Source organism: Shewanella xiamenensis, assembly GCF_024971755.1.
In the GTDB taxonomy this organism is placed as follows: Bacteria; Pseudomonadota; Gammaproteobacteria; order Enterobacterales; family Shewanellaceae; genus Shewanella; species Shewanella xiamenensis.
Genome location: NZ_CP079718.1, coordinates 1564856 through 1582063, shown reverse-complemented (window position 1 = coordinate 1582063; position 17208 = coordinate 1564856). Strand labels below are relative to the sequence as shown.

Here is a 17208-nt window from a genome sequence, read left to right as displayed (position 1 = left end):
CATATCGAGTAAGCGATAACTTACCTATCTATACAAAATTCAACTCATCGGCTTAACACCCCCTATACTCAGCAAATAACGCTTTAACGTTAGGGATGCGTATGGACTTCAAACTGCTGATAAATTTAAGCCTTGTATTGCTGTTGTTAGGATTGCCTTCCCGCAGTTTTGCAGGACGAGATTTAAACTTAGTTGCGACCAATTATCCGCCCTTTTATGCCGATTCGTTACCCGAGCAAGGTGGCGTAGCCCAAGTCGTTAAAGAGGCCTTTAAACGCCAAGGCTACAATGCCAATGTTAAGTTTTATCCCTTTGCGCGAGCAGCATTACTGGTAAAAACCGGCCAAGCCGATGGCATTATTGGACTTTGGTACCGCAAAGAACGTGAGCAATGGGCGCATTATTCCGCACCGATACAAGCCGTACAGATTGTCTTCTACAAACGTAAAGATAACCCGTTACGTTTTAGTCAATTAAGCGAACTTAAGCCCTTTACCATCGGCATTTGCCGCGGTTACGCCAATCCACCCGAAATAGCCGCTACAGGGCTAACGACAGAGGAAGGTAATTCCGACGAAATGAATCTTAAGAAATTGTTTCTAAAACGCATTGACTTAGTTTTAATCGGCCACAATCTTGCTCAATATTTAATCAAACAAAATCAAAGTGAATATGCCGATACTTTCGAGCAGGTAGGAGACCCCATCGCCACTGAGGTATTCCATCTGGGCGTATCTTTGGCGATAACGGATCAGTCCACCTTGATCGACGAATTTAACAAAGGCCTTGAAAGTATGGGCCAAGATGGTCGTCTTGAGGCAATTTTAAGTCAGTATCCGCAAATTCAATCAGCCGTAGATCCGATAGAAAAAATACGAACACAAGCACATCCTTAGCAGAATAACTCAGCTATCGTATGCACTTCGAATGGGGCGAATGAGATTGCCATGGGGTATCTCGACACAAAACACAATTTCTTTCACTTTCGAGTGCTTAACTTTACAAACTTTTACCCACCTGATGACGGTTATTCACTAGAATAGCGCCATTAGTGCTAACGCCTGTTAACCGTCTTTGTGCGAGATAATTATTCCAATGAAAAAAACCATAATAGCCATTGCCTTAGTTGCGGCGGTTGCCGCCGCTGTGAGCTTTAGTGATGTATTGCAGGCTGCCAAACCCGAAAGTGCCCCCCAGCTTATGCGTACCGTGCCGGTTGTCACAGGGGAAGTGGTTGAACATCCACTGGCTCAATCTATTTCACTGATTGGTAAACTGGCCGCTGAGCGCGCAGTGGTGATCGCGCCGCAAGTCACCGGCAAAATTAAACAAATTGCCGTGACTTCGAATCAAACAGTGAAAAAAGGCCAGTTGCTAATCGAACTCGATGATATGAAAGCTCAAGCCGCGGTGGCTGAAGCCAATGCCTTTTTAAATGATGAAACCCGCAAGCTCAGAGAGTTTGAAAAACTTATCAGCCGCAATGCCATCACTCAAACCGAAATCGATGCTCAAAAAGCCAGTGTCGATATTGCCAGAGCACGCTTAGCCTCTGCGCAAGCAGATTTACATTATCACTCACTGATCGCACCTTTTGCTGGTAAAACCGGGCTGATTAATTTTAGCGAAGGTAAGATGGTAAGTATTGGCACAGAGTTAATGACCTTAGATGATTTATCCAGCATGCGACTGGACTTACAAGTGCCTGAACATTTTCTGTCACAACTTAGCATTGGCATGCCAGTATCGGCCACCAGCCGAGCTTGGCCAGGACAAACCTTTATCGGCAAAGTGGTCGCCATCGATCCCCGCGTGAATGAAGAAACCTTAAACCTGAAGATCCGCGTACAATTTGAAAATAGCGATAATCGCTTAAAACCTGGCATGATGATGTCATCAACCATCACCTTCCCACCGATTTCAGCCCCCATAGTGCCAGTGCAAGCCCTAGAATATTCAGGCACTAAACGCTATGTGTATGTGGTTGGTGAGGATCATATCGCCCATCGCACCGAAGTGATTTTGGGTGCCCGTGTTGGCGACCAAGTGCTTATCGATAGCGGCCTTAAAATTGGCGATAAAGTGGTGGTTCAAGGGCTTGTGAATATGCGCGATGGCTTAAAAATCAATGAAGTCGCTCTTGAAGCTAAGAATAGTAATAACCGCCCAGCCAAGTCAGACGTCAACACTGCGGAGACGAAATAATGTGGCTGTCCGATGTCTCAGTTAAACGCCCCGTCGTTGCAATTGTTTTAAGCTTACTGCTATGCGTGTTTGGCTTAGTGTCCTTTACTAAACTTTCAGTGCGGGAAATGCCCGATGTTGAAAGCCCAGTGGTGACAGTCAGCACCAGTTATTCCGGTGCATCGGCAGCGATTATGGAAAGTCAAATCACCAAGACCCTTGAGGATGAACTCACGGGGATCAGCGGTATCGATGAAATCACCTCTACCACTCGTAATGGTAGCTCGCGGATCACGGTCAAATTCCTCCTCGGTTGGAACTTAACCGAAGGGGTGAGTGATGTGCGTGATGCCGTGGCCCGCGCCCAGCGCCGTCTGCCGGAAGACGCTAACGATCCTGTAGTATCGAAGGACAATGGCTCAGGCGAACCCTCCGTGTATGTGAACTTAAGTTCAACCGTGATGGACAGAACCCAGCTGACCGATTATGCCCAGCGGGTTTTAGAAGACAGATTCAGTCTGATCAGCGGCGTGAGTTCCATCAGCATTTCGGGTGGTCTTTATAAGGTCATGTATGTCAAGCTCAGACCCGAGCAAATGGCGGGGCGCAACGTCACCGTCACCGATATCACTAGCGCCCTACGTAAAGAGAACATCGAAACCCCTGGCGGCCAAGTGCGTAACGATACGACAGTGATGTCGGTGCGTACCAAAAGGCTCTATTACACCCCAAAGGATTTTGACTATTTAGTCGTACGCACCGCCAGCGACGGGACACCTATCTATTTAAAAGATGTGGCCGATGTTGCCGTGGGCGCACAGAATGAAAACTCCACCTTTAAAAGTGATGGTATTGTTAACCTAAGCTTAGGGGTGATCACTCAATCCGATGCAAACCCATTAGTAGTCGCTCAGGAAGTCCATAAAGAAGTCGATAAAATTCAAGACTTTTTACCCGAAGGTACCAGTCTTGTGGTCGACTTTGACTCCACCGTCTTTATTGACCGCTCAATCAACGAGGTCTACAACACCCTCTATGTCACTGGCGCCCTCGTGGTGTTAGTGCTGTATATCTTTATCGGTCAAGCAAGGGCAACCCTTATCCCCGCGGTAACGGTTCCAGTATCTTTAATCTCCGCCTTTATTGCCGCCAACATGCTAGGTTATTCAATTAACCTACTGACATTAATGGCATTAATCCTCGCCATTGGTCTCGTGGTCGACGATGCGATTGTGGTGGTCGAAAACATTTTCCACCATATCGAAAAAGGCGAAGAGCCGCTGCTTGCGGCTTACAAAGGCACACGGGAAGTCGGCTTTGCGGTCGTGGCAACCACCGCGGTGTTAGTCATGGTGTTCCTGCCGATTTCATTTATGGATGGCATGGTCGGTTTACTCTTTACCGAGTTTTCCGTGATGCTGGCAGTGTCTGTTCTGTTCTCATCCCTCATTGCCCTCACGCTAACGCCGGTATTGAGTAGCAAATTACTCAAAGCCAATGTAAAACCTAACCGTTTCAATCGCATCGTGGATAGTGGTTTTGCGCGCATGGAAAGGGTTTACCGTGTGGGTGTGACCCATGCGATCCGCTTTAGATTACTGGCACCACTGGTCATTCTCGCCTGTATTGGCGGTAGCGCATGGTTAATGCAGCAAGTCCCCTCGCAATTAGCGCCGCAGGAAGACCGCGGTGTACTTTACGCCTTTGTGAAAGGCGCCGAGGGCACTAGCTATAACCGTATGACGGCGAACATGGATATCGTCGAAGACAGATTAATGCCACTCCTGGGCCAAGGTGTATTGCGTTCTTTCAGTGTGCAAGCTCCTGCCTTTGGTGGTCGTGCTGGCGATCAAACTGGCTATGTGATCATGCAGCTAGAGGATTGGGAACATCGCAATGTCACGGCGCAACAGGCGCTCGGGATTATAAGTAAGGCATTGAAAGATATTCCCGATGTGATGGTTCGCCCTATGATGCCAGGCTTTAGGGGGCAATCGAGTGAGCCAGTACAATTTGTGCTGGGTGGCTCAGATTATGCGGAACTCTTTAAATGGGCACAGGTGTTAAAAGAGCAAGCCAATGCCAGCCCGATGATGGAAGGCGCGGATCTGGATTACGCCGAAACCACACCGGAACTGATTGTCAGCGTTGATAAAGAGCGCGCAGCAGAACTTGGGATCAGCGTCGATGACGTCTCACAAACCTTAGAAGTGATGCTCGGCGGTCGTAAAGAAACCACCTATGTGGATCGCGGCGAAGAGTACGATGTGTATCTGCGCGGTGATGAAAACAGTTTTAACAACGTCGGCGATTTAAGCCAAATCTATATGCGTTCAGCCAAGGGCGAATTAGTCACGCTCGATACGGTCACCCATATCGAAGAAGTGGCCTCAGCGCAAAGATTGAGCCATACCAATAAACAAAAATCCATCACCCTCAAGGCCAACATCAGTAAAGGTTACACCTTAGGCGAGGCCTTAACGTTCTTGGAAAACAAGTCCATAGAGTTATTACCCAAGGATATTTCCATTAGCTATACCGGTGAATCAAAAGACTTTAAAGAAAACCAAAGCAGTATTTTTATTGTGTTCGGTTTAGCGCTACTGGTAGCTTACTTGGTACTCGCTGCGCAATTTGAAAGCTTTATCAACCCCTTAGTGGTGATGTTTACCGTACCAATGGGAGTATTTGGAGGTTTCCTCGGCCTGTTAGTGACCAGCCAAGGTATTAACATCTATAGCCAGATCGGCATGATCATGTTGATTGGCATGGTGACCAAAAACGGGATCTTAATTGTCGAGTTTGCCAACCAACTGCGTGACCGAGGTTTAGCCTTAGATAAAGCCATTATCGATGCCTCAACCCGCCGTTTACGCCCGATTTTGATGACGGCCTTCACCACCTTAGTCGGCGCGATACCGCTGATTTTTTCAACGGGCGCAGGCTCTGAGAGCCGGATTGCGGTGGGGACTGTGGTGTTTTTCGGCATGGCCTTTGCGACCTTTGTCACCCTGTTTGTCATCCCAGCAATGTACCGTTTAATCTCGGCCGCGACCCATTCACCGGGTTATGTTGAAGCAAAACTCGAAGCGGCCATTAAAGCACAAGAGTTAGCGGCACAAGAGGCAGCCAAACAGCAGGAACAAACGGCAAAAGCCTAATTTATCGCCATGATGTAAACAGGCGCGAAATAATGCGTTTGCTTAAATCATAAAAGCCAAGGGAGCAGTCCCTTGGCTTTTTCATTTAGGTTTCAGATGAGTTCCTTCTATGTTTTATTCAACCTACATGATCTGCAAAATCAAGTCCGACGCATAACAGCGACAGTGCCTTTATCAGCTTTTTAAACAATATACCAGCACAACACCGGCGCAATACTTTAAATAATCAATCCATTAACCTAACTAAAAATCCGTTAAGCAAAGCTAAACTCGGCCATTACCGATTAGATCCATTGCTGTTTTTGCCTGCTCGCGCCATTAGCTACCTTGCTGTGCTATAGTGCACAGAGTCTTCCAACTGATAGCCATAACTTATCCCTTGAAAAGAATCGCCCTCTTTGTCGATGTGCAAAACATTTATTACACCTGCCGTGAGGCCTATCAGCGCCAGTTTAACTATCGTAAACTCTGGCAACACTTGAGTGCGCAAGGAAATATTGTCAGTGCTGTTGCCTATGCCATTCATCGAGGTGATGATGGCCAGCTTAAGTTTCAAGATGCTTTGAGACATATCGGCTTTGAGTTAAAACTTAAGCCCTATATCCAGCGCAGTGACGGATCAGCAAAGGGAGATTGGGATGTGGGGATCACAATTGATGTACTCGATACCGCTCCCAATGTGGATACCGTAATACTGCTTTCTGGCGATGGGGATTTTGCAATCTTGCTTGAGAAAATAACGCAAAAATATGACGTTAAGACAGAAGTCTATGGCGTCCCCCAACTGACAGCAAAATCACTAATGGATGCAGCAACACAGTTTAATCCGATTGATGATGCTTTACTGCTCTAACAACAATGAATATTAAGCTGAAAATTCTTGGGTTGATAATTGATAAAAATTATCTATATCTGCCAACAAAATACTGTAAACACCTGCATCTAACTGCCCTTTATCGACCATGGGCTGCATAATGTCGCCAATCTCTGATAGCGATAAAGAGCCTCGATAGGGTCGCTTTTGAGTCAACGCCTGAAAAACATCGACCACAGCAAGAATACGCGAGGGTAAATCTAATTGTTCCTGCTGCTTACTGAAGGGATAGCCTGAACCATCGAGGCGTTCATGGTGATTTGAGGCCCATTCGCCTATTACAGACTTAGGGAAAAAACGATGTAAAGTATGCTCTGTATCAACGGTATGACGTTTGACAATCGAATACTCTTCCTTTGTTAATTTGCCTTCTTTATGCAGCAACAGGTCAGGCGTTTTGAGCTTACCGACATCATGTAACAATCCCGCAACGTACAATAATTCAGCATCGGTATCTGATACACCGCAGTCCTTTGCCACTAATTTTGCTAACAGTGCGACTTTTTCTGAATGGTGAAATGTAAAGGGACTCTTAGCATCAACTATTCGAGCTAAAAATCGCGCTAACTGCTTTACCCCGTCAATATCTAATTCTTTGTCGTAAAAGTGATTAGCTTTGAACTCCAGACCTAATAACTCAATATGAGTTGCATCCATGTTGTACCAAAAGCCATCCTTTTTGACCAGTTGACACATTGCATTGACCATTTCTGGTTCAAATAAGGTTCCACTATGGGCCAATAAATTCTCTGCGACCATACTTTCATGCAATGTAATCAGCTCCTCATGACAACCATGCGTATATCTGGCTCTTAAAAAGTCGGTACGATCCGCTAAGAAAATCAGTGCTGCAATATCACGGTCAAATACGGAAAGCTCATGGGATTGCAACTCAAGCCAAGGTGTGTGGTGGTAAAGAACGACAGGCGCAAAAACATCTAAAATCGGGCATTTAAGCAATGCCTCATAGCCACGTTGACTATGGCACTGCGCATCTTCTGGCTGCATTAATTTGAGCAGACGTAAGTGCTCTTCGGAGGAAGAAACGCCGCAATCATGAATAAGTCCGGCAAAATAGGCGAACTGCTTTTTTTCATCGGGCCAGCCGAGCACATTCGCACATTCGTAAGCCATATAGCCAACCCGATGTCCGTGGTGCAAATCGTCCACCCCAACAAAATCCAATGCCGTCGCAACGGCTAATAAAGCATGCCTTACATCAATATTGACTTTGAAGTCATGGGGCTGAAAGGCATTCATTGAATTTTCCTAATAAATTATTTGTCCCTCACTAAAATATAGTCAATACCTTGATAATTAGCTGCAAAATACAAAAAAAGCCTGAAATTTCAGGCCTTTTTTATCAATATAAAATAGAACTTATGACACAGCTAAGTTAGACCTCTGATGCTGTACTATGACGGGCGCGTTTTGCTAAGGCATAGTAAAACAATGGTGTTAGGATCAAACCAAACAGCGTCACCCCAATCATGCCGGCAAATACTGCCACGCCCATGGCTTGACGCATTTCAGCCCCCGCGCCTGTCGAAAACACCATAGGCACCACGCCCATAATAAAGGCGATAGAGGTCATCAAGATGGGGCGTAAACGTAAGCGCGCCGCCTCGAGAATCGACTCCATCACTTCCATACCATGGTCTTGTTTTTCTTTGGCAAATTCGACAATCAGAATCGCGTTCTTGGTCGCTAAGCCCACGAGCACGATAAGACCAATCTGGGTGAAAATATTATTATCACCGCCATAGATAAGCACGCCACTGAGCGCCGAGAGTAAGGTCATTGGGATAATTAAGATAATCGCCAATGGCAAACTCAAACTCTCGTACTGGGCGGCGAGCACCATAAACACCAGCAGGATCACCAGAGGGAACACTAACAAACCTGTGTTACCGGCGAGGATTTGCTGATAGGTCAGCTCAGTCCACTCGTAGGTCATGCCTATCGGCAAGGTCTCGGCGAGGATTTTCTCAATCGCCGCCTGCGCTTGACCCGAACTCACACCGGGTGCTGGGCCACCGTTAATCTCAGCCGTGGTGAAACCGTTATAGTGCATCACACGATCGGGCCCCGCACTCTGGCTCACATTGATAAAGGAGCCGAGTGGGATCATATCGCCATTCACATTAGGCACTTTTAGCTGACTAATTTGCTGCGGGCTTTGACGGAATGCTTCGTCGGCCTGCATATTCACCTGATAGGTTCGACCGAAACGATTGAAGTCATTGACATAGGTCGAACCCATATAGGTTTGTAATGTCTGGAAAATTTGATCGAGCGACACTGCCTGCTGTTTCGCTTTAGTTCGATCGATATCCAGTTCAAGTTGTGGCACGTTCACTTGATAGCTAGAGAAAATCCCCGCTAATTGTGGATCGGCCCACGCCTTGTACATTACTTGTTGGGTCACCTGATACAAGGCCTCATAACCAAGGTTGGCTCTGTCTTGAATTTGCAGACGGAACCCTCCAATAGTGCCGAGGCCTTGCACAGGTGGCGGCGGGAAGATGGCAATAAACGCATCCTGAATACCAGCAAACTGCTGATTTAATTGGCCGGCAATCGCATTCGCCGAAAGCTCAGGACTCTTACGTAACTCAAAATCATCTAGGGCAACAAACACCACGCCCGAGTTAGGACTATTGGTAAAACCGTTAATACTCAGACCGGGGAAGGCAATAGAGTGCGCCACACCGGGGTGATTTAAGGCGATGTCGGACATTTTCTTGATCACCGCATCGGTACGCTCGAGTGAGGCCGCATCCGGTAATTGGGCAAATGCCACTAAATACTGTTTATCCTGTCCTGGCACATAACCCGTTGGAGTATTCACAAATTGCACACCCGTCAGCGCAACCATGCCCAGATACACCAGTCCGATAATGCCGCCAAAACGGATCACCTTACGCACTAAATAGCCATAACCCTCTGATGCACGGTTGAATAAGCGATTGAATGGGGTAAATAACCAACCACCAAACAGCTTATCCATCAACCGAGTGAGCGCATCTTTAGGCGCATCATGGCCCTTGAGTAACAACGCCGATAACGCTGGGCTCAAAGTGAGCGAGTTAATGGCCGAAATAAAGGTCGAAATCGTGATAGTCAGCGCAAACTGCTTATAAAACTGCCCCGTTAATCCGCTCATAAAGGCGGTCGGAATAAACACTGCGGCCAACACTAAGGTGGTTGCTACAATCGGCCCAGTCACTTCTTTCATCGCTTTTTGTGTTGCGGCAATTGGGCTTAACCCTGCGGCAATATTACGCTCGACGTTTTCCACCACGACGATGGCATCGTCAACCACGATACCGATAGCGAGCACCAGCCCGAATAACGACAAGGCGTTGAGTGAGAACCCGAGCAGATGCATAAAGGCAAAGGTACCGACCAAAGACACAGGCACGGCCACCAGCGGAATAATCGAAGCGCGCCAAGTCTGCAGGAACAGCACCACCACGAGTACCACTAAGAGCACGGCTTCGAGCAGGGTTTTCACCACCGCATGGATTGAGCCACGCACAAACACAGTCGGGTCGTACACAATCTCGTATTGCAGCCCTTCGGGGAATGACTTCGCCAGTCTTGCCATTTCGGCGCGCACATCGTCGGAGATTTGAATCGCATTTGAGCCCGATGCTTGGAATACCGGAATAGCGACCGCATCCTTGTTATCCAGCAATGAACGCAGCGCATAGCTGGTTGCACCGAGTTCGACACGCGCCACATCCTTAAGACGGATCACCTCACCGTTTTGACCGACCTTGATAATAATGTCTTCGAATTCTGACAGTTCAGTCAGACGCCCCTTAACGTTGATCAAGAGTTGGAAGTCGGCATTACCGCTAGGCTGCGCCCCTAAACTGCCCGCTGCCGCTTGCTGATTTTGCTCACGTACCGCGGCGATAATTTCAGCTGGCGACATGCCAAGCGCCGAGACTTTATTCGGGTCAAGCCAGATCCGCAGACTATATTCGCCCGCACCGAATAAACGCACCGCGCCCACGCCTTTGATACGCGCTAACTCATCTTTTACGTTGAGCGCCGCGTAGTTAGACAAATACAACATGTCATAACGGTTATCCGGCGACAGTAAATGCACCACCATGGTTAAGTCTGGCGAGGACTTTTCGGTCACAATCCCGAGGCGTTGAACTTCCTGCGGTAAACGTGGCATAGCACGGTCAACCCGGCTCTGTACTTGGGTTTGCGCCCTGTCCACATCGGTGCCAATGGCAAAGGTGATGGTCAAGGTCATGCGTCCATCGGACGTCGCCTGCGATGACATATACAGCATGTCTTCGACGCCGTTGATTTCCTGCTCTAAGGGCGAAGCAACCGTTTCAGCAATAACTTTAGGGTTAGCGCCAGGGTAGTTGGCGGTTACCACGACCGTCGGAGGCACCACTTCAGGGTATTCGGTAATGGGTAATTGCCAGACGGCAATCGCCCCTGTGATAAAAAATAGCAGCGAGAGAACGGCTGCAAATATCGGTCTTTTAATAAAAAACTGCGACAACATTCTGTTGGATTCCTTAACCGCGGCTCGCTACTTCAACGTCTGGGGTGGTGATATTTTCTTGATGTTTATCAAGCAGTAATTGAGCTTGACGAAGCGCCTCTAGCTGTTCGCTGTCGGCCATATCAACCAGGTGTGGCTCAATTTGCATCTTAGGACGAACCCTTTGCATGCCATTGACGACGATTTTGTCGTCTGCCGCTAAACCTTGCTTAACAATGCGTAAACCTTGAACTTTTTCACCTAAGGTGACGCCGCGATACTCCACGGTGCCACCGTTTGCCACCACTAAGACGAACTTGTTGTTCAGATCCGTGCCCACGGCTTTATCGTCAATTAAGATGCCGTCATAGGCGCCGCTACCGGCGGTACGTAATCTGGCGAACAAACCAGGGAGCAGGCTGTTGTCTTCATTGCTAAACGTGGCACGTACTCGAATAGTGCCCGTCTGTCTGTCCATCGAGTTATCGACAAAGTCCACTAGACCTATGTGTTGATATTCGCGTTCGTTAGCCAGCGCCATATACACGGGATTGTCGCCGGCACGAGGGTCTTTACGCTTTTTCTCGGCAGTTAACTTGACGTATTTCAGATAGGTTTGCTCATCCACATCGAAGTAGGCATACATGCTGGCGGTCGACACTAAGCTGGTTAATACACTCTGCCCCGCAGACACATAGTTACCCGCGGTGACATTGGCGTAGGAGGCTCGGCCATCAATCGGCGCGCGCACTTGGGTGTAATCTAAGTCCAACTCGGCGCGCAGCAGCGCCGCTTTCACTGAGGCTACGGCCGCCGTGGTTTGACGTTTGTTAGACTCACGGGTATCGAGTAACTCGGCCGAGACCGCCTTTTGATCAAACAACTTACGGGCACGCTCAAGGTCGTTAGTGGCCAGTTGCTCAGCAGAGAGCGCGCTAGCAAGATCTGCTTTTAACCGGGCCACTTCCGCTTCGAACACACTCGCATCGATACGGAATAGCACATCGCCTTTTTTCACTAAGGCGCCTTCTTTAAAGTTTACCGACGCGATATAGCCAGACACGCGTGGCACTAAGGTCACACTTTCTGGCGCCTGCAAACGGCCGGTAAATTCATCCCACTCGGTAACGCGCTCATGCAATACCTGCGCAACATCGACCTTAGGTGCACCTTGAGCTTGGCTTTGCTGTGCAGCTGGTTTACCACAGGCCGAAAGGACAAACGCCGCCACGGCAGTCAACATCAATATCCGTAAAGGTGGGTTACTTTTCATCTTACAATCCTCATGTGGCAGGCATTTATCTCGTTTAAGACAGACATCAGTGATGGACACTCGGTCAACACCAATAAATACCGACTGGTAAAAAATATTATGTACTGAGCGGTAATATATAGTGTAAAATGACCCTGTCAACTTATTTTGTACCGAAAGGTATTTAATTTTTGTGACAGCTTGAAACCGTGCAGTTAAGCTTTTGAGGTAATTAGGGCGTGTTGACGTTTCGAGATTAGATTTTGTTCGTTCTGGCAAGCTCGTGCTCGCGAAACGAGGAATGATGTGTAGTTATTCTACTCAAATGACGAGTGACAAAGAGCAAGGGCTTGCCAGACGAACCCTTCGGGCAGCATTTGGCTGGCTTTTCTGCCGCGTTATCGTCCGTTTATGTAGAATAACTACACTGCACGGACTTTGCCTTGCATAAAAGCCAGCCAAATTGCTGCAAAAATAACCCTGAAACGTCAACACGCCCTAGCCACAGCGAACGTGCTATGTGAGCTTGAATGGACGATATATTTTGGTGAGTTACGCACCTAACGCGCAGACAGCAGGCAAGAGTGGCTGGACATGAGCTAAACCCATGTCTATCCTAGGGGCAATTGAGAATTGAGGAGCCTAATGATGTCAACCGTCACCCAGACGCCCTGCGTAGGTCGCCCACGAGCCTTCGATGCCGACGATGCATTGGCCAAAGCCTTAGAAGTCTTCTGGCGAAAAGGTTTTGAAGGTACATCGTTAACCGATCTCACTCAGGCCATGGGCATCAACAAACCCAGCCTATATGCCGCCTTTGGTAACAAAGAGCAGCTGTTTCTGAAAGCGATCGAGTTATACGAGCAGCGTCCCTGTGCATTTTTCTATCCTTCGCTTGAAAAAGAAACAGCCTATCAAGTGGTTGAGTCCATGCTCTATGGCGCTGCATCTTCCTTAGTGGATGAAAACCAACCCCATGGCTGCTTGATCGTCCAAGGCGCTCTCGCCTGTAGTGAGGCAGGACAAGCCATTAAAGAAACCCTAATCACCCGTCGCCGTGATGGTGAGCAAGCATTATGCGAACGCCTGCAACGAGCAAAGGATGAGGGCGATCTCCCCGAAGATGCCGATCCGCTGCTGCTGTCTCGATACATTGGCACAGTGCTACAAGGCATGGCCGTACAAGCAACCAATGGCATTTGCCCCAATGAATTACGTAAAGTGGCGGAGTTAGTGTTAGCTAACTTTCCGAAAAATAACCAGTGATAGCACGATTAGCATATAACGATTGACATAAACCCCAGTGAACACTGGGGTTTATGCTTTTAAGACGCTAAAAAAAATCGAGATGAGTATCGAGTTAACACTGGACTTGATGAGTGACCAGACTTGGACGCAGCAGATTGTCATGGACGGGACAACGATTACACACAGTATCTAAAAACTCATTCTTTTGTACGTCGGTTAAGTCGGCGTCTATGCTGGCATTGATGGCAATTTCTTTAAATCCAACAGGATCGTCCGAGGGTTGGCCTAATAATCCCGCCGAATTCATCACGGCTCTCACATGCACATCAAACCGGTGAATAGTGATATTACGTTCACGCGCAACCATCTTAGCTATCGCAGAAATGCAGCCACCAAGCGAGAATAAAAAGGTCTCTAAAGGGTTAGCTCCTTCATTGGTAGCGCTAGGTTGATCAATAACCAGCAAATGCTCACGCACCTGCGCTGTAACCTTCCAACCGCTTGCCATATGTGTGGTGACTTCAACAACTTTTTCAGCCATAACAAACTCCATTAGCTTTATTTCAATCAGATTATTCTAATGGTGTTAACATGAAAAGTCACAAGCTAAGATCACAGTTTATAAAGTCAGGTTAGTAAGTCAGTGTATGGGTTTAACCTAGATATCTAGAGTGTAAGGTTTTAATAAAATCGCTATAAATGTCAGTTATTCTGCACAGCAAACCAATGAAAATCCAAGCCATCGAAGTAAAAAAGGCATTAAAAAGCCCCTTTCAATAACATTGAAAGAGGCCAAGTATGCGTTAAAGCGTTATCGCACTATCCACTTATAGCACTATCCACGTTGCCTTGATTTCAGTGTATTTATCAAAGGAGTGTAGAGATTTATCTCGGCCATTACCCGATTGCTTATAACCACCAAAAGGTGCCGTCATATCGCCACCATCATAATGGTTAATCCACACCATTCCTGTTCGTAGTGCCTTAGCCGTTTTGTGTGCCTTGCTAATATCCGCTGTCCACACCCCTGCCGCTAAGCCATAAATGGTGTCGTTGGCGATCGCAATAGCCTCCTCCATACCATTAAATTCAATGACAGATAGCACAGGACCAAAGATTTCCTCGCTGGCGATTTTCATTTTGTTGTGCACTTGGCTAAAGATAGTGGGCTGCACATACACACCGCCCGTTTCGGCCAGCACTTGTTGTCCACCATGCACTAAACTGGCGCCTTCGTCTTGGCCAGCTTTGATATAGCTTAAGATGGTATCTAATTGCTGCTTATCGACCACTGCGCCGCTAACGGTAGCAGGATCCAGTGGATGCCCAGGCTGCCACGTGGCGAGCTCTTCTGCTATAAGTGCAATCAGCTGATCTTTAACACCAGCTTCCACCAGTAAACGCGAGCCTGCGGTACAAACTTCACCTTGGTTAAAAGCAATGGCTTCAGCGGCAGCCACAGCCGCTGCTTTAAGATCAGGCGCATCGTTAAATACGATGTTCGGGCTTTTACCGCCCGCCTCTAACCAGACCCGCTTCATATTCGACTCGCCAGCATAAATCATTAATTGCTTGGCGATTTTTGTTGAGCCAGTAAAGACTAAGGTATCGACATCCATATGCAGCGCCAGTGCTTTGCCGACGGTATGGCCATAACCCGGCAATACGTTTAGCACGCCCTTAGGGATCCCAGCTTGAACGGCAAGCTCGGCAATACGAATGGCGGTGAGCGGTGATTTTTCAGAGGGTTTAAGGATAACACTGTTCCCCGTCACGAGTGCTGGGCCTAACTTCCAACAGGCCATTAGCAGCGGGAAATTCCAAGGCACAATCGCTGCCACCACGCCCACGGGTTCGCGAGTAATCATGCCGATTTCATTATGCGCCGTCGGCGCCAGCTCATCGTAGAGTTTGTCAACGGCCTCACCCGACCAACGAATTGCACGGGCAGCGCCGGCAATATCTACCGCCTTTGAAAAACGTATTGGTTTACCCATATCCAACGTTTCTAACAGAGCCAGTTCATTGGCATTTTCTTCCAATAACTCGGCAAAACGGATCATCACTTGTTTACGTTTAACAGGCGTAGCCTTTGACCATACCCCAGACTCAAAAACCTCACGAGCATTAGCCACGGCGATATTGGCGTCCATTAAATCGCAACTGGCAACTTGCGCTAATAAACGGCCATCGATTGGACTGATGCAATCAAAGGTATTGCCTGATGTCGCATCCCGATACTCGCCGTTAATAAAAGCCTTACCATTGATTGCTAGGCTTGCAGCGAGGTTTTCCCAATCGCTCCGTGTTTTAGGTGTACTCATGATGACCTCTTAATCGTTTGTATTCGTTTATTTTAGCTTTATTGGGATAAGAGCTATCTCGACTAACAACTGCCAAAGATGACCTAAGGCTGTAACTGCTGCCTAGATTACGCTTTTAAGACATCAAAATTCAATATTTTTTACAAAAATAGCATTTTTGCCACAAATAACTGCACACACCTCTTCCATGTTCATTATTTCTAACATAGCATAGCAAATATTAGCCACCCTTAACGAAGACCTGCCCCCATTTAACAAGGAAAAGGACAAGGTAAACATCTATGGCCGACTCACCCAACAATCTCGCCCACGAGCATCCTTCACTTGAACACTATTGGATGCCTTTTACCGCCAATCGCCAATTTAAAGCGAGCCCTCGATTACTCGCCAAAGCTGAAGGCATGTATTACACGGATATCAATGGCAACAAGGTATTAGACTCAACCGCGGGGTTATGGTGTTGTAATGCGGGCCATGGTCGACGTGAGATCAGTGAGGCCGTCAGCAAACAAATTCGAGAAATGGATTACGCTCCCTCCTTCCAAATGGGCCATCCCATCGCTTTTGAACTGGCCGAACGTTTAACCGAACAGAGTCCAGAAGGACTCAACAAAGTATTCTTTACCAACTCAGGCTCTGAGTCGGTAGATACCGCCCTTAAAATGGCACTTTGCTACCATAGAGCCAATGGCCAAGCGTCACGCACCCGCTTTATTGGCCGTGAAATGGGTTACCATGGCGTAGGATTTGGTGGGATCTCGGTAGGTGGTTTAAGCAATAACCGTAAAGCCTTCAGCGGCCAGCTATTGCAAGGCGTGGATCACCTGCCCCACACCTTAGACATTCAACATTCCGCCTTTAGTCGTGGCTTACCAAGCCTCGGTGCTGAAAAAGCAGAGGTATTAGAACAATTAGTCACACTCCATGGCGCCGAAAATATTGCTGCCGTTATTGTTGAACCCATGTCAGGTTCTGCTGGGGTAATTTTACCACCTCAAGGCTACTTAAAACGCTTACGTGAAATCACTAAAAAACACGGCATCTTATTGATTTTCGATGAAGTCATTACCGCATTTGGCCGTGTAGGTGCAGCATTCGCCAGCCAACGTTGGGGCGTTATCCCCGACATCATCACCACAGCTAAAGCCATTAATAATGGCGCGATCCCAATGGGCGCCGTGTTTGTGCAGGATTATATCCACGATACTTGCATGCAAGGGCCAACCGAACTGATTGAATTTTTCCACGGTTATACCTATTCGGGCCATCCAGTGGCTGCCGCAGCAGCACTCGCCACGCTCTCAATCTACGAAAATGAGCAGTTGTTTGAACGCAGCTTCGAACTTGAGCGTTATTTTGAAGAGGCTGTTCATAGCCTCAAAGGGTTACCCAATGTGATTGATATTCGCAACACCGGATTAGTTGCGGGTTTCCAGCTTGCACCTAATAACGAAGGCGTTGGCAAACGCGGTTATCGGGTGTTCGAGCGCTGTTTTCATCAAGGCACGCTCGTGCGGGCAACGGGCGATATTATAGCCATATCCCCACCACTCATTGTTGAGAAACATCAAATTGACCAAATGGTAAATAGTCTCAGCGATGCCATTCATGCCGTTGGATGATGCACAATTTTCAATCACACGCCC

At 47.7% G+C, this 17208-nt stretch carries 11 protein-coding genes; 6 read left to right on the top strand and 5 right to left on the bottom strand.

All coding sequences use genetic code 11. The features are described from left to right. Positions 1 to 101 precede the first annotated feature (101 nt). The 4 genes from KXJ80_RS08050 to KXJ80_RS08035 all read left to right on the top strand — a co-directional run bounded on the left by KXJ80_RS08050 (position 102) and on the right by KXJ80_RS08035 (position 6198). Complete coding sequence (locus KXJ80_RS08050; protein WP_218738123.1) at positions 102 to 896, top strand: substrate-binding periplasmic protein; 795 nt, start codon at positions 102 to 104, stop codon at positions 894 to 896. Positions 897 to 1095: 199 nt separating this feature from the next. Next, entirely contained in the window at positions 1096 to 2205 is a 1110-nt protein-coding gene (locus tag KXJ80_RS08045; protein ID WP_037421088.1) for an efflux RND transporter periplasmic adaptor subunit, read from the top strand. Further along, complete coding sequence (locus KXJ80_RS08040; RefSeq protein WP_218738122.1) at positions 2205 to 5345, top strand: multidrug efflux RND transporter permease subunit; 3141 nt, start codon at positions 2205 to 2207, stop codon at positions 5343 to 5345. Before KXJ80_RS08045 ends, KXJ80_RS08040 begins: the two co-directional genes overlap by 1 nt. 379 nt (positions 5346 to 5724) lie before the next feature. Next, entirely contained in the window at positions 5725 to 6198 is a 474-nt protein-coding gene (locus KXJ80_RS08035; protein WP_069455408.1) for a LabA-like NYN domain-containing protein, read from the top strand. Positions 6199 to 6210: 12 nt separating this feature from the next. Here KXJ80_RS08035 and KXJ80_RS08030 read toward each other — a convergent pair whose 3' ends face one another. The 3 genes from KXJ80_RS08030 to KXJ80_RS08020 all read right to left on the bottom strand — a co-directional run bounded on the left by KXJ80_RS08030 (position 6211) and on the right by KXJ80_RS08020 (position 12011). Beyond that, positions 6211 to 7479 (bottom strand): HD-GYP domain-containing protein, encoded by a 1269-nt coding sequence (locus KXJ80_RS08030; protein WP_037421083.1) that lies wholly within the window; start codon positions 7477 to 7479, stop codon positions 6211 to 6213. Positions 7480 to 7615: 136 nt separating this feature from the next. Next, a complete protein-coding gene (locus tag KXJ80_RS08025; protein ID WP_259474649.1) occupies positions 7616 to 10759 on the bottom strand; it encodes an efflux RND transporter permease subunit in 3144 nt (1047 codons plus the stop codon). 13 nt (positions 10760 to 10772) lie between these two features. Further along, on the bottom strand, positions 10773 to 12011 hold the full coding sequence (locus tag KXJ80_RS08020; RefSeq protein ID WP_218738120.1) for an efflux RND transporter periplasmic adaptor subunit: 1239 nt from the start codon (positions 12009 to 12011) through the stop codon (positions 10773 to 10775). 624 nt (positions 12012 to 12635) lie between these two features. Between KXJ80_RS08020 and KXJ80_RS08015 the strand changes: the two genes are divergently transcribed. Next, positions 12636 to 13256, top strand: coding sequence for a TetR/AcrR family transcriptional regulator (locus KXJ80_RS08015; protein WP_218738119.1), 621 nt, complete (start codon positions 12636 to 12638; stop codon positions 13254 to 13256). 94 nt (positions 13257 to 13350) lie between these two features. Here KXJ80_RS08015 and KXJ80_RS08010 read toward each other — a convergent pair whose 3' ends face one another. Next, entirely contained in the window at positions 13351 to 13779 is a 429-nt protein-coding gene (locus tag KXJ80_RS08010) for an OsmC family protein (protein ID WP_218738118.1), read from the bottom strand. Positions 13780 to 14065: 286 nt separating this feature from the next. Continuing rightward, positions 14066 to 15562 (bottom strand): aldehyde dehydrogenase, encoded by a 1497-nt coding sequence (locus KXJ80_RS08005; protein ID WP_099457656.1) that lies wholly within the window; start codon positions 15560 to 15562, stop codon positions 14066 to 14068. 281 nt (positions 15563 to 15843) lie between these two features. Between KXJ80_RS08005 and aptA the strand changes: the two genes are divergently transcribed. After that, positions 15844 to 17184 (top strand): omega-aminotransferase AptA, encoded by a 1341-nt coding sequence (gene aptA / locus KXJ80_RS08000; protein WP_218738117.1) that lies wholly within the window; start codon positions 15844 to 15846, stop codon positions 17182 to 17184. Positions 17185 to 17208: the final 24 nt, after the last annotated feature.

What these genes read in the sequence shown, in the direction of transcription:
- KXJ80_RS08050 (WP_218738123.1), top strand. Translation starts at nt 102, where the DNA reads ATGGACTTCAAACTGCTGATAAATTTAAGCCTTGTATTGCTGTTGTTA.
- KXJ80_RS08045 (WP_037421088.1), top strand. Translation starts at nt 1,096, where the DNA reads ATGAAAAAAACCATAATAGCCATTGCCTTAGTTGCGGCGGTTGCCGCC.
- KXJ80_RS08040 (WP_218738122.1), top strand. Translation starts at nt 2,205, where the DNA reads ATGTGGCTGTCCGATGTCTCAGTTAAACGCCCCGTCGTTGCAATTGTT.
- KXJ80_RS08030 (WP_037421083.1), bottom strand. Translation starts at nt 7,479, where the DNA reads ATGAATGCCTTTCAGCCCCATGACTTCAAAGTCAATATTGATGTAAGG.
- KXJ80_RS08025 (WP_259474649.1), bottom strand. Translation starts at nt 10,759, where the DNA reads ATGTTGTCGCAGTTTTTTATTAAAAGACCGATATTTGCAGCCGTTCTC.
- KXJ80_RS08020 (WP_218738120.1), bottom strand. Translation starts at nt 12,011, where the DNA reads ATGAAAAGTAACCCACCTTTACGGATATTGATGTTGACTGCCGTGGCG.
- KXJ80_RS08015 (WP_218738119.1), top strand. Translation starts at nt 12,636, where the DNA reads ATGATGTCAACCGTCACCCAGACGCCCTGCGTAGGTCGCCCACGAGCC.
- KXJ80_RS08010 (WP_218738118.1), bottom strand. Translation starts at nt 13,779, where the DNA reads ATGGCTGAAAAAGTTGTTGAAGTCACCACACATATGGCAAGCGGTTGG.
- KXJ80_RS08005 (WP_099457656.1), bottom strand. Translation starts at nt 15,562, where the DNA reads ATGAGTACACCTAAAACACGGAGCGATTGGGAAAACCTCGCTGCAAGC.
- aptA (WP_218738117.1), top strand. Translation starts at nt 15,844, where the DNA reads ATGGCCGACTCACCCAACAATCTCGCCCACGAGCATCCTTCACTTGAA.